11 protein-coding genes and 1 pseudogene are annotated in these 13,361 nt (G+C 69.9%); 8 read left to right on the forward strand and 4 right to left on the reverse strand.

All coding sequences use genetic code 11. The annotated features are described in order from the left end of the window. Nucleotides 1-223: 223 nt before the first annotated feature. Nucleotides 224-934 carry an FAD-binding oxidoreductase gene (locus tag ISN38_RS08825; RefSeq protein ID WP_009594336.1) on the reverse strand — a complete coding sequence of 237 codons (711 nt, stop codon included), beginning with the start codon at nucleotides 932-934 and terminating at the stop codon, nucleotides 224-226. A 137-nt stretch (nucleotides 935-1,071) separates the two neighbouring features. On the opposite strand from ISN38_RS08825, the gene ISN38_RS08830 reads away from it, so the two are divergent. From ISN38_RS08830 to ISN38_RS08845, 4 genes and pseudogenes are all read left to right on the forward strand, one after another. Beyond that, nucleotides 1,072-2,076, forward strand: a complete 1,005-nt coding sequence (locus ISN38_RS08830) for an ABC transporter ATP-binding protein (protein ID WP_087960531.1) — start codon at nucleotides 1,072-1,074, stop codon at nucleotides 2,074-2,076. A gap of 21 nt (nucleotides 2,077-2,097) precedes the next feature. Beyond that, nucleotides 2,098-2,913 carry an ABC transporter permease gene (locus ISN38_RS08835; RefSeq protein ID WP_003472317.1) on the forward strand — a complete coding sequence of 272 codons (816 nt, stop codon included), beginning with the start codon at nucleotides 2,098-2,100 and terminating at the stop codon, nucleotides 2,911-2,913. A 156-nt stretch (nucleotides 2,914-3,069) separates the two neighbouring features. Then, entirely contained in the window at nucleotides 3,070-4,014 is a 945-nt protein-coding gene (gene panE, locus ISN38_RS08840) for a 2-dehydropantoate 2-reductase (RefSeq protein ID WP_058358582.1), read from the forward strand. A gap of 430 nt (nucleotides 4,015-4,444) precedes the next feature. Next, nucleotides 4,445-4,957 (forward strand): annotated as a pseudogene (locus ISN38_RS08845) (hypothetical protein). 214 nt (nucleotides 4,958-5,171) lie between these two features. On the opposite strand, the gene ISN38_RS08850 reads toward ISN38_RS08845, so the two are convergent. Beyond that, entirely contained in the window at nucleotides 5,172-5,969 is a 798-nt protein-coding gene (locus tag ISN38_RS08850; protein ID WP_003472322.1) for a TatD family hydrolase, read from the reverse strand. Nucleotides 5,970-6,079: 110 nt separating this feature from the next. Here ISN38_RS08850 and hrpB point away from each other — a divergent pair, with 110 nt between their 5' ends. Further along, nucleotides 6,080-8,695, forward strand: coding sequence for an ATP-dependent helicase HrpB (gene hrpB, locus ISN38_RS08860; protein WP_233243547.1), 2,616 nt, complete (start codon nucleotides 6,080-6,082; stop codon nucleotides 8,693-8,695). A 114-nt stretch (nucleotides 8,696-8,809) separates the two neighbouring features. Further along, on the forward strand, nucleotides 8,810-9,211 hold the full coding sequence (locus ISN38_RS08865) for a hypothetical protein (RefSeq protein ID WP_058362129.1): 402 nt from the start codon (nucleotides 8,810-8,812) through the stop codon (nucleotides 9,209-9,211). Nucleotides 9,212-9,651: 440 nt separating this feature from the next. Here the strand turns inward: ISN38_RS08865 and ISN38_RS08870 are convergent, their stop codons facing one another. Together ISN38_RS08870 and ISN38_RS08875 are read right to left on the reverse strand one after the other, a co-directional pair. Then, complete coding sequence (locus ISN38_RS08870; protein WP_003480263.1) at nucleotides 9,652-10,188, reverse strand: pseudouridine synthase; 537 nt, start codon at nucleotides 10,186-10,188, stop codon at nucleotides 9,652-9,654. A 114-nt stretch (nucleotides 10,189-10,302) separates the two neighbouring features. Next, a complete protein-coding gene (locus ISN38_RS08875) occupies nucleotides 10,303-11,160 on the reverse strand; it encodes a class I SAM-dependent methyltransferase (RefSeq protein WP_058358572.1) in 858 nt (285 codons plus the stop codon). A 176-nt stretch (nucleotides 11,161-11,336) separates the two neighbouring features. Between ISN38_RS08875 and ISN38_RS08880 the strand changes: the two genes are divergently transcribed. Continuing rightward, the gene (locus ISN38_RS08880) at nucleotides 11,337-12,296 is read left to right on the forward strand and encodes an aldo/keto reductase (RefSeq protein ID WP_058358571.1); all 960 of its coding nucleotides are present in this window, start codon (nucleotides 11,337-11,339) and stop codon (nucleotides 12,294-12,296) included. Then, nucleotides 12,293-13,327, forward strand: coding sequence for an NADP-dependent oxidoreductase (locus ISN38_RS08885; RefSeq protein WP_003480258.1), 1,035 nt, complete (start codon nucleotides 12,293-12,295; stop codon nucleotides 13,325-13,327). The genes ISN38_RS08880 and ISN38_RS08885 overlap by 4 nt, the downstream gene beginning before the upstream one ends. The last annotated feature ends 34 nt before the right edge of the window (nucleotides 13,328-13,361 follow it).

A 13,361-nucleotide genomic window follows, 5' to 3' on the forward strand; every position in this document is an offset into this window, starting at 1 on the left:
TCACGACGTTTCGCATACCCCCCTGTCAAGCAAGCTTTACAGGAGGATGCGCGTGGACCGCGCCTCTGTCAAGCGTCCTTTACAGGCGGCGACAACCGAAATGCCGTCGTGCTCGGTATGGCCCGCACTGCCGGAGGGAAGCTCGACCATCCGGCGCGGCCGCGGCCGGCCTGCTGCCGGCCATGCAGGCGCGCGGCCTGGCCGGCCGGTGCCGCGCAGCCCCCTACTTGCTGCTGACGTACTTCTCGCGGCGGATATGCTGCACCGGCAGGCCGGCCTCCTTCAGCGCCTCGAAGCAGGCATCGACCATGTTCGGATTGCCGCACAGATAGGCGATGTCGCCGTCGGCCTGCGGCGCGAACTCGGCCAGGAACTGCTGCACGTAGCCGTGGCGCACGTCCGCATGCGGCGCGTCGGGCAGCTCGCGCGAGAAGCACGGTACGAAGCGGAACCCCGGATGCGCGTCGGCGAAGGCGCGGAACTCGTCGCCGTACAGCAGCTCGGCCGGCGTGCGCGCGCCCAGCAGCAGCACCACCTCCGCGCCGCGCTCGGCCATCGCCGCTTGCAGCAGCGGCAACATCGAGCGGTACGGGGTGACGCCGGTGCCGGTGGCGATCAGCAGGTAGCGGCGGTTGCTGTCGCCCTGGCCGAGGCAGAAGCGGCCGTACGGACCGCTGGCCGACACCTGCCCACCGATCTCCAGGCCTTCGAACAGGGCCGTGGCCGCGCCACCGGCGACGAAACTGACCGCGATCTCGACCGTCGCATCGGCCGGCTGCGCCGGGTCGTGGCGGGTCGCCAGCGAGTAGCTGCGCTTGGTCGCAGTGCCGTCGGCATAGTGGAAATGCACCTGCACGAACTGGCCGGGCACGAACGGCAGCGGCTGGCCGTCGTCGCGGACGAAGCGGTAGTGGCCGACGGCCGGGGCCAGCATGTGGCGGTCGACCAGTTTCAACGGGAATTGAGCAGGCACGCGGATGCAACAGTCTATAGCGGGGCCGAGCCCACGAGGTCTTCTATAATAGCGGCTGCATTTCTTCAGCGCCGTCAACACGGCGCGAAAGGTCCGCCTTGAATCCCGCCTCCCCACTTCCCTCCCCCACGCCGGTGCCCGCGCTGCGCGTGCGCGAGCTGCGCAAGACCTACGACAACGGCGTGCAGGCGCTGCACGGCGTGTCGCTGGACGTGCTGCCCGGCGACTTCTTCGCCCTGCTCGGCCCCAACGGCGCCGGCAAGTCCACCCTGATCGGCATCATCAGCTCGCTGGTCAACCTCAGCGCCGGCCAGGTCGAGGTGTTCGGCACCGACCTGGTCACCCAGCGCAGCGCGGCGATGCGCCTGCTCGGCCTGGTCCCGCAGGAGATCAACTTCAACCTGTTCGAGAACCCCTTCGACATCCTGGTCAACTACGCCGGCTTCTACGGCCTGCCGCGCGCGCAGGCCGAGCGCCAGGCCGAAGTGGAACTCAAGCGCGCACACCTGTGGGAGAAGGCGCAGGCGATGAGCCGCACCCTGTCCGGCGGCATGAAGCGGCGGCTGATGATCGCCCGCGCGATGATGACCCAACCGCGCCTGCTGATCCTGGACGAACCCACCGCCGGCGTGGATATCGAGATCCGCCGCGACATGTGGCGGCTGCTGCGCGAGATCAACGCCGCCGGCACCACTATCATCCTGACCACGCACTACCTGGAGGAAGCGGAAAACCTGTGCCGCAACCTGGCGATCATCGACCGCGGCCGCATCGTCGAACAGGGACCGATGCGCGACCTGCTGGCCAAGCTCGACGTGGAAGGCTTCCTGCTCGACATCGACGGCGCACTGCCGGCGCAGCTGCCGGCGATCGAAGGCACCACCCTGCTGGCGCAGGACACGCACACCCTGGACCTGGACATGCCGCGGGCGATGGACCTCAACCGCGTGTTCGCCGCGCTCGGCGCTGCCGGCATCCGCGTGCGCTCGATGCGCACCAAGAGCAACCGCCTGGAGGAACTGTTCGTGCGCCTGACCGGCGACCACCCGGACGGCGCAGGCGGCCCGGCGCCGGATTCGCCGCCGCCGCCGCCCGCCGCCTGACCCCTCTTTCGCTGGATGCCAATGAACACCACCGCCAAACCGCAATCCCCCCTCCCCGAGACCACGCCGGCCCAGCGCAACTGGGTCGCGCTGGGCACCGTGGTGCGCCGCGAGGTCAAGCGCATCCTGCGCATCTGGGGCCAGACCCTGGTGCCGCCGGCGATCACCATGACCCTGTACTTCCTGATCTTCGGCGGGCTGATCGGCTCGCGCGTGGGCGACATGGGCGGCTACAGCTACATGCAGTTCATCGTCCCCGGCCTGGTGATGATGAGCGTGATCCAGAACAGCTACGGCAACATCAGTTCCAGCTTCTTCGGCGCCAAGTTCGGCCGCCACATCGAGGAACTGCTGGTCAGCCCGATGCCGAACTGGGTGATCCTGTGGGGCTACGTGGCCGGCGCGGTGCTGCGCGGGCTGATGGTCGGCGTGCTGGTGCTGATCATCGCCATGTTCTTCACCCCGGTGCGCATCCCGCACCCGCTGGTGACGCTGACCACGGTGCTGCTGGGCGCGACGATCTTCTCGCTGGCCGGCTTCATCAACGCCGTGTACGCGAAGAAGTTCGACGACGTGGCGATCGTGCCGACCTTCATCCTGACCCCGTTGACCTACCTGGGCGGCGTGTTCTATTCAGTGAAGCTGCTGCCCGGCTGGGCCGAAGCGGCGACCCACGCCAACCCGATCTTCTACATGGTCAACGCCTTCCGCTACGGCCTGCTTGGCAGCAGCGACGTACCGGTGTGGGTGGCCTATGCGCTGATGCTGGGCTTCGTCGCGGTGCTCAGCGCGCTGGCGTTGTGGCTGCTGAAGCGTGGGGTGGGGTTGCGCAGTTGAGCATCTGCCGCACCACCCTGCCAATCGCCCGCAGCGACGGCTGGGGGCGGGCGGCAGACGGCAACCGGCAAGCACTCTTCCCGGACGGCTTGCGCACGCCGCACGCGCGCGACGCATCACACTGAACCAGGCATGCGCCGCTGCTACCATCGGCGCATGCGTATCCTGATCCTCGGCGCCGGCGCGACCGGCGGCTACTTCGGCGGACGCCTGGCCCAGGCCGGCGCCGACGTCACCTTCCTGGTCCGTCCGGCGCGGGCCGAGCGCCTGCAGCGCGACGGCCTGCGCCTGCGCAGTCCGCGCGGCGATGCCGACATCGCGGTGGCCACGTTGACCGCGGACACGCTGCCGGCAACCGCTGCCGCGCAGCCATTCGACCTGGCGATCCTCAGCTGCAAGGCCTACGACCTGGACAGCGCCCTGGACGCGCTGGCGCCGGCGATGAGCCGCGACACCGCGTTGCTGCCGATCCTCAACGGCCTGCGCCACTATCCGCTGCTGGACGCGCGCTTCGGCGCCGACAGCGTGCTCGGCGGGCTGTGCTTCATCAGCGCCACGCTGGACGCGGACGGCAGCATCCGGCATCTGGCCACGCCAGCCTCGCTGACCTTCGGCGAGCGCGACGGGCGCGGCGCCGACAGCGCACGCGTGCGGGATCTGGCCGCTGCCTGCACGCAGGCCGGCATCGACCATGTCGCCACGCCACGGATCGCGCAGGAACAGTGGATCAAGTACACCTTCCTGACCGCGCTGGCCGCGGCCACCTGCCTGATGCGCGCGCCGACCGGCTGCATCGTCGCCAGCGACGACGGCCTGGCGCTGCTGCGCGGGCTGTATGCCGAATGCACGGCGGTCGCCGCCGCTGCGGGCGAGCCGGTGCCGGACGCGGCGCAGGCCACCGCGCTGCAGTTGCTGACCCAGCCCGGTTCGCCGATGAAGGCGTCGATGCTGCGCGACCTGGAAGCCGGGCAGCAGGTGGAAGCGCAGCAGATCGTCGGCGATATGCTGGCGCGCGCCCGTGCCGCCGGCCATGCCGCGCCCTGGCTGATGGCCGCTTATTGCCATCTGCAGGCCTATCAGGCGGGGTTGGCGGAACGCTAACGCCGGTGCCGGCGTGGCGACGTCTGGCACGCTGCGCGTTGCCACAGCCGCCGCACTGCCGCTGCCGCATCCCGGTCGCGGGATGCGGCACGCCGCGATGGACGATGCGCAATGCATTTTGCGGCAACGGCTTCAGCCGCAACGCGCGGAGCCATGCGCTTGTCCGCCCGGCAGGCGTCGGGACTGAAGTCCCTCCCACAGTGGCTCCGGCCGACGATCGCCGCGCCACGCATCTTGTGCAGCGCCGGCCAGCCAGCTCACGGCGCGCGTCCGGTAATCGCTGCAACCGTGGCAACGCCGTGCGGACGGGAACGCCTTCCGCGCATCGGGACATGCGCCGCTAGCCGCCGCCCCACCCCTGGGACACACCTTCGCGCGCCGCTGACGTCCGCGACGCCTATGCTCACCGACCTGACCACGGCGAATGGCGATGAAGTTCATGGAAAAACTCTTCCGCGGCGGCCATTTCGTCATCATCCTGCTGTTCCTGCTGTGCGCCGCCGGCCTGGTGGCGATGGCGGTGCTGGAGCTGTAGCACGGCCTCACCCCCGGCGGCGACCTGGTGATCCGCGACCGCTTCAACGTGGTGCTGGAGGCGATCGGCCTGCTCACCGTGGCGCTGGTGACGCTGGAACTGGGCCAGACCATCTTCGAAGAAGAGGTGCAGCGCGACGTCAAGGTCAGCGGTCCGACGCGGGTGCGCCGCTACCTGTCGCGGTTCTTCGTGGTCATCGTCATCGCCCTGGCGATCGAGACGCTGGTGTCCGTGTTCGAACTGATGCACGACGACCCGGCCAAGCTGCCCTACGCCACCGCGGTCGGCCTGTGCGCGGCGCTGCTGCTGGTCGCCTGGGGCGTGTTCGTCAAGCTCAACCGCAGCGCCGAGGAACTGGAGCCGGAAGCGATGGCCGAGGCCAAGCGCGAGGACGCGCAGGTCGAATAGCGCGGATGCGCGCCATGGGAAACCGGCAGGCCATGACCCCTGTAGGAGCGGCTTCAGCCGCGACAGGGGTTCCCGGTAATGCCGGTCGCGGCTGTTGCTCCTACAAGATCTCGCGGCGCAAACAAGCGCGATCGACTACTACTGCGGTCGGCACAGGACAGGCGCACATCGCCACGCACAACGGCGATCGCCGCAACCGCGCGGCGGACTCCGCTCACGCGGCGGCGGGCAAGCGGAAGAACCCGCGTGCAGTGGCGGTGGTCGACGCCGCGGTCGCTGCCACGTCTTCGCCGCGGTCGCGCGCCAGTTCCTCGGCGATGTGCGCCAGGAACGCCGGCTCGTTGCGCCGGTCCTTCGGCAGCGGCGTGAGCGTGCGCGGCAGCAGATACGGCGCGTCGGTCTCGATCATCAGCCGCGATGCCGGGATGTGCCTGACCAGCTCGCGCAGGTGCGCGCCGCGGCGCTCGTCGCACAGCCAGCCGGTGATGCCGATGTGCCAGTCGCGGTCCAGGTAATCGAACAGCTCCTCGCGCGTGCCGGTGAAGCAATGCACCACCGCCGCGCCGAGCTTGCCGTCGAACTGGCGCATCAGCGCCAGGAAGTCCGCATGCGCGTCGCGCTGGTGCAGGAACAGCGGCTTGCCGGTGTCGGCGGCCAGCTGCAGCTGGCGCTCGAAGGCGCGGTGTTGCGCCGGGCGCGGTGCGAGATCGCGGAAGTAATCCAGGCCGCACTCGCCCACCGCCACCACCTCGGCCTGCGCATGCAGCGCGCGCAGTTCGGCGTCGCACTCGGCGGTGTACTCGAGCGCGTGGTGCGGATGCACGCCCGCGGTGGCGTAGAGGAAGCCGGGGTGCTGCTGCGCCAGCTGCAATGCCAGCGGCGAGTGCTCACGGCTGGCGCCGGTGACCACCAGCTGCGCGACGCCGGCGTCGCGGGCGCGCTGCAGCACCGCGTCGCGGTCGCGATCGAAGGAGTCGTGGGTGAGGTTGGCGCCGATATCGATCAGAGTCATGCGGAGATGCCGAGGAAGCCGGGCAGGAAAGCGGAGGATTGTACGGGGCCGGCGCTACCCGCGAGACGGGCGCGCTCTACAGCGGCGCAGCCGATCCGTATCCTTGGCCGATGGCCTCTCCCGTTTTTCCGATCGACCCGCTCTTGCCGCAGATCCGCGACAGCCTCGCCGCGCACCCGCGGCTGGTACTGGAAGCCCCGCCCGGCGCCGGCAAGACCACCCAGGTGCCGCCGGCGCTGCTGGAGGCGCCGTGGCTGCAGGGCCGCCGCATCGTGATGCTGGAGCCGCGCCGGGTCGCCGCGCGCAGCGCCGCCACGTTCATGGCCCGGCAGCGCGGCGAAGCGCCGGGCGAGACCGTGGGCTACCGCATCCGCTTCGAGAACAAGGTGTCCGCGCGCACCCGCATCGAGGTGGTCACCGAGGGCATCCTGACCCGGATGCTCCAGGACGACCCGATGCTCGACGGCGTCGGCGCGCTGCTGTTCGACGAATTCCACGAACGCCACCTGGCTGCCGACCTGGGCCTGGCGCTGGCGCTGGACGTGCAGGCGCAGGTACGCGAGGACCTGCGCATCGTGGTGATGTCGGCGACGCTGGACGGCGAACGCCTGGCGCAGTTCCTGGACGCGCCGCGGCTGTCCAGTGCCGGCCGCAGTTATCCGGTGGAGATCGCGCATTTCCCGGCACGGCGCGAGGAGGCGCTGGAAGCGCAGACCCGCCGCGCCATCGACCACGCGCTGCAGCAGCATCCCGGCGACGTACTGGTGTTCCTGCCCGGGCAGCGCGAGATCGCGCGGGTGCAAGCGGCGCTGGAAGCGGCTGGGGTGGGGTTGGGTGTGGCTTCGTCAGGGACCGCTTCGGGCGTCCTCTCATCGGGCAACGCCTCAGTCGCACCCTCATCCGGCACTGCGCGCCACCTTCTCCCGGGGGCAGAAGGCAATGGCGGCGTCGATGTCTTGCCGTTGCATGGCGAGTTGCCGGTCGAGCAGCAGGCCAAGGTGCTGCAGCCCGATCCGCATGGCCGCCGCCGCGTGGTGCTGGCGACCAACGTGGCCGAGTCCTCGGTCACCCTGCCCGGCGTGCGCGTGGTGATCGACGCCGGCCTGGCGCGCGAGCCGCACTACGATCCCAACAGCGGTTTCTCGCGGCTGGACGTGACCGCCATCGCCCAGGCCTCGGCCGACCAGCGCGCCGGCCGCGCCGGCCGCGTCGCCTCCGGCTGGGCCTACCGGCTGTGGCCGCAATCGCAGCGTCTGGAGGCGCAGCGCCGCGCGGAAATGCTGCAGGTGGAACTGGCCGGGCTGGGGTTGGAACTGGCGGCCTGGGGCAGCGATGCGTTGCGCTTCGTCGATCCGCCGCCCGTTGGCGCGCTGGCCGCCGCGCGCGAACTGCTGCAACGGCTCGGCGCCTTGAGCGAGAACCATGCGATCACCGCGAGCGGCCGGCGCATGCTCGCGCTGGGCACCCACCCGCGGCTGGCGGCGATGCTGCTGGCCGCGCCGGATGCGCGGGCGCAGGCGCTGGCCTGCGACCTGGCCGCGCTGGTCGAAGCGCGCGACCCGCTGCGCCAGGGCGGCGACGCGCTGGCGGCACGCTGGCGCGCGCTGGCCGGGTTCCGCCGCGGCCGCGTCCCGCACGACGCCAACCGCGGCGGCCTGGCCGCGATCGATGCGGCGGCCAAACAATGGCGGCGGCGCCTGCGCAGCGACGCCATGGCGCCGGACAGCGTGGAAGCGCACGAACTCGGCGACCTGCTGGCCCACGCCTTCCCCGACCGCATCGCCACCCGGCACCCTGCCGATCCGTTGCGCTACCTGCTGGCCAACGGCCGCAGCGCGCGCCTGTTCGACAACAGCGACCTGCGCGGCGAGCCGTGGCTGGTCGCCACCGAACTGCGCTACGAGGCCAAGGACGCGCTGCTGCTGCGCGCCGCGCCGGTGGACGAAGCGCGGCTGCGCGCGGATTTCCCGCAGCGCTTCGTGCAACAGGACGTGGTCCGCTGGGACGCCGAACGGCGCGCGCTGAGCGCGCTGCGCGAAACCCGTTTCGACCGCATCGTGCTCGACAGCCGCCCCGCCGGCCGCGTCGATCCGGCGCATGCGGCAGCAGCGCTGACCGAGGCGGTGCGCGAACTCGGCCTGCAGGCCCTGCCGTGGAGCGAGCCGATGAGCCAGTGGCGCGCACGCGTGGTCGCCCTGCGCACGTGGATGCCGGAGCTGGGCTTGCCCGATCTCGGCGACGCGGCGTTGCTGGAAGGCCTGGACGGCTGGCTGCGCCCGGCCTTCGCCGGCAAGACCCGGCTCGATGCGCTCGGTGAGGACGACCTCGGCGAGGCGCTGAAGTCGCTACTGCCGTGGGACCAGCGACAGGCGGTCGAACGCCACGCGCCGACGCGGATCACCGTACCCTCGGGCATGGAGCGGCGCATCGACTACGCGCTCGACCACGCCGGCCAGCCGCAACCGCCGGTGCTGGGGGTAAAGCTGCAGGAACTGTTCGGCCTGGCCGACACTCCACGCGTGGCCGACGGCCGCGTGCCGCTGCTGCTGCACCTGCTCTCGCCCGGCGGGCGTCCGCTGCAGGTGACCCAGGACCTGCGCAACTTCTGGTCCAGCACCTATCCGGAAGTGAAGAAGGAAATGAAGGGCCGCTATCCCCGCCACCCATGGCCGGACGATCCATGGACCGCCACCGCCAGCCATCGTGCCAAGCCGCGCGGCACCTGATCTCCCGCAGCGGCGCATTCAGCCGGCAGACGATTCCACAGCGGCGCGCTAACGCGGTCTATACGGTGTCCAGGGGACACTGCGTCTCTTATTCCTGCCAGTAGGGACGCCCCCATGAGCAAGCTCACCATCATCACCGATCGCGCACTGGATCTCGCCAGCCATGCTGGCGACAGCCTCCGTCACATCGGGCCGCAGGCCAACAAGTGGTTGCACTCCGGCGCGGCCATGGGCGCGCTCAAGACCGGTGCGGCGCTGGGTGCGGTGAAGTCCGGTACCAGGGTCGCGCGGACCGCGGTACGGCGCAATCCGGTCATCGCGATCGCGGCCGCCGCGGTAGGCGTGGGCCTGCTCGGCTATGCGATCTACCGCAAGCGCCAGCGCGACAGGAGCGCGCCGATCGAAGGCGATTCGCAGCGCATCGAAGCTAGCAAGCGCGGCAATGCCGGTGCCCGCCGTTCGGCTGCACGCACCTCGCGCCGTGCCACGGCCGCGCAGGACGCCACCGAAGAATAAGCATTGCGGCAGCGTCGCTGGCGACAGCGACGACAGCGATGCCCCAAAAAACAGCGGCCGGGACAACGTTCCGGCCGCTGTTTTTTGTGCGTGCGCAGCCTCGATGCACGCGTCCCGCTTCTGTAGGAGCGGCTTCAGCCGCGACAGATCGATCGGTGAAAGCGTCGCGGCTGAAGGTGCTCCTACACCGCCTGCTGATCGCCTGCTGGGTGCACTGTAGGAGCAACTCCAGCGGCGACAACGTCCGAAGCCGGAAGGCCCGCCGCTGCGTTCGTCGCCACTGGAGTCGCTCCCACAGGGATTCCACCGGCACGGTGGCGCGGCGAGGCCGCTTGTGGGAGGGACTTCAGTGCCGACTGCATGCCAGTTCGGAAAATTCATCACCACTCCGCTCATCGCGGCTGAAGACAGTTACTCCTACAAGGGCGTTGCGTCTGGCGCTACAGCGCCCGCCACGCGCCCGGCGCCAACCCCTCCAGCCGGTGCGTGCCGATCGCCGCGCGGACCAGGCGCAAGGTCGGCAAGCCGACCGCGGCCGTCATGCGCCGCACCTGGCGATTGCGCCCTTCGCGCAGCACGATCTGCAGCCAGGCATCGGGCACCGTCTTGCGGAAGCGCACCGGCGGGTCGCGCGGCCACAGGTCCGGCGCCGTCTCCAGCACGCTGGCCTGCGCCGGCACGGTCGGTCCGTCGTTCAATACCACGCCATCGCGCAGCCGCTGCAGTTGCTCCGGCTGCGGCACGCCTTCCACCTGCACCCAGTACGTCTTCGGTTGCTTGTGCCGCGGATCGGTGTAGCGGTGCGCCAGCGCGCCATCGTCGGTGAGCAGCAGCAGGCCTTCGCTGTCATAGTCCAGCCGCCCCGCCGCGTACACGTCGGCGGGCAGGCCGAACCCGGCCAGCGTGCGCCGCGGCGGGTCGCTGCGATCGGTGAACTGGCAAAGCACATTGAACGGCTTGTTGAACGCGATCAGCATGGAAGCGGAGATTGGGGAAAAGGGATTCGGGATTGGCCACGCATCGACGGCGCGCGCGACGCGGGTGATTCTCCCACGCCGGTTTCCCTTTCCCGCTACCCGCGCCGGCCGTTCTCAGCGCTTGACGAACTTCAGCGTCATCCGGTCGCTCTCGCCGATCGCCTTGTACTTGGCGTCGTCGGCGGCAGCATGGTCGTTGCTCGGCGGCAGCGCCCACACGCCGCCCGGATAATCCTTGGTGTCGCGCGGATTGGCGTTGAGCTCGCTCTTGCCGGCCAGCTTGAAGCCGGCCGCCTCGGCCATCGCGATCACCTGCGCCTGGCCGACGTAGCCGCTCTTGTCGTCGGCCGGCACGTCGGCCTTGGCACGGTGCTCGACCACGCCGAGCACGCCGCCGGGCTTGAGCACCGCGTAGAAGCCCTTGAACATGCCCTCGGCCTGACCGGACATGCGCCAGTTGTGCACGTTGCGGAAAGTCAGCACCAGATCGGCCGAGCCAGCCGGACCGAACACCGGCGCGGTCGGCGAATACGCCACCAGCTTGGCATGGTCGTATTGCGCCGGCGCGGCGGCGAACTTCTGCTCCAGCGTCGCGCGCGCTTTCTGTTGATAGTCGCGGCCGCGCCCTTCCGGCACTGCGGTCGGATCGACCACCGCGGCGATGTACTGGCCGCTCTCGCGCAGATACGGCGCCAGGATTTCCGCATACCAGCCGCCGCCTGGAGTGATCTCGATCACCGTCTGGGTCGGCTTGATGCCGAAGAACGCCAGGGTCTGCCCGGGGTGGCGATAGGCGTCGCGCTCGACGTAGACGCGGTCGCGCCAGCTGCCGTCGATGGCGGTCTGCAAGGCTGCATCCGGCGCGGGCAAGCTGGCGCTGTCGGCAGGCTTGATCGCCTGTGCGGCCGGGATCGCCAGCGTCGCGGCAATGGCGAGGGTACAAGCGCAGGCAAGCGTGGTGCGAAGGCTCATGGCGTCTACGTCCGTTATCGATGTGAGGCCAGCCTAGCATGCATGTCCGCGCCCCAGAATGTTGTCTTCGCGTTAGCGCGAATCACGCAAACGGAACGCTGTTTTCGCGACCATCGCCCCGATACCGAAACCTTGGACGACTATCCTGTCGCCCTTCCCACAGCGGAGCGTTCCCCATGCTGCACACGCGCGAACTCGGCCGATCCGGCCTGCACGCGGCGCCGCTCGCCTTCGGCGGCAATGTGTTCGGCTGGAGTGCCGACGCCAAGACCTCCTTCGCCTTGCTCGACGCCTTCGTCGAAGCGGGCTTCAACTTGATCGACACCGCCGATGCCTATGCGGCCTGGGTGCCCGGCAACCGCGGCGGCGAGTCGGAAACCATCATCGGCCAGTGGCTCAAGCGCAGCGGCAAGCGCGACAAGGTGCTGATCGCGACCAAGGTCGGCAAGTGGGCCGAACGCCCGGGCCTGTCCGCCGACAATATCGCCGCGGCGGTGGACGAATCGCTGCAGCGCCTGCAGACCGACGTGATCGATCTGTACCAGGCGCACGAGGACGACGAGTCGGTGCCGCTGGAAGCCTCGCTGGCCGCGTTCGGGCGGCTGATCGAGCAAGGCAAGGTGCGCGCGATCGGCGCCTCCAACTACAGCGCCGAACGCCTGGCCGAGGCGCTGAAGGTGTCCGCGCAGTATGGTTTGCCGCGCTACGAGACCTTGCAGCCCGAGTACAACCTGTACGACCGCGCCGGCTACGAAGACGGCCTGGAACCGCTGGTGCGCGAGCAGGGCCTGGGCACGCTGTGCTACTACGCGCTGGCGCGCGGCTTCCTCAGCGGCAAGTACCGCAGTCCTGCCGATGCGGCGAAGAGCCAGGCGCGCGGCGACAGCGTGATCGCGCGTTACCTCAACGCGCGCGGCCTGCGCATTCTGGCCGCGCTCGACGACATCGCCGGCAAGCATTCGGCCACACCGACCCAGGTCGCCCTGGCGTGGCTGATCGCGCGCCCCGGCATCGCCGCGCCGATCGCCAGTGCCACCAGCCTCGAACAGTTGCAGCAGCTGCTGGCCGCCGCGCGCCTGGCGCTGTCGGCCGACGATCTCGCGCAACTGGATACCGCCAGCAAGGAACCCGTATGAGCACCGCTTCCCATACCACCCGCGTGGTCCTCGCCTCGCGTCCGCAGGGCGCGCCGACCGCGCAGAATTTCCGCATCGAACAAGCACCGCTGGCCGCGCCCGGTCCCGGCCAGGTGCTGCTGCGCAACCGCTGGTTGTCGCTGGATCCGTACATGCGCGGGCGCATGAGCGATGCGCCCTCGTACGCGCCGCCGGTGCAGTTGGGCGAGGTGATGGTCGGCAGCACCGTCGCCGAAGTGCTGGAATCGCACCATCCCGACCTCAAGCCCGGCGACCTGGTGCTGGTGCAGAGCGGCGGTTGGCAGACGCATCTGGTGGCCGATGGCGCCGGCCTGCGGCGCAAGCTCGATCCGCACTCGCCGTTGCCGCCGAGTACCGCGCTCGGCGTGTACGGCATGCCCGGTTTCACCGCCTATGCCGGCCTGCACGAGATCGGCAAGCCGCAGAGCGGCGAAACCGTGGCGGTCGCCGCCGCCACCGGCCCGGTCGGCGCCAGCGTGGCGCAGATCGCCAGGCTGCGCGGGGCGAAGGTGATCGCCATCGCCGGTGGCGCCGAGAAATGCCGCTACCTGCGCGAGGAATTGGGCCTGGACGTGGCGCTGGACCATCGCGCTGCGGACTTCGCCGAGCAACTGCGTGCCGCCGCGACAGACGGCATCGACGTGTACTTCGAGAACGTCGGCGGCCACGTGTTCGATGCGGTGCTGCCGCTGCTCAACGATTTCGCGCGGGTGCCGGTGTGCGGCACCGTCGCCACCTACAACAACAAGGGCGAACTGCCGCCGGGGCCGGACCGCCTGCCGGCGCTGATGGGCCAGGTGCTGCGCCAGCGGCTGACCCTGCGCGGCTTCATCGTCGGCGATTTCGTCAAACTCTATCCCGAGTTCCTGCGCGAGATGGGCGCATGGCTGGCCGACGGCCACGTGCGCTACCGCGAACACGTAGTGCACGGGTTGGAGAACGCGCCGCAGGCCTTCATCGACATGCTCGGCGGCGGCAACTTCGGCAAGCTGGTGGTGCAGCTGGACTAGCGCCAGGATTAGGAGTCGGGATTGGCGAACCGGC

Origin of the sequence: Xanthomonas translucens pv. undulosa, from assembly GCF_017301775.1 — a bacterium.
Classification (GTDB): Bacteria; Pseudomonadota; Gammaproteobacteria; order Xanthomonadales; family Xanthomonadaceae; genus Xanthomonas_A; species Xanthomonas_A translucens.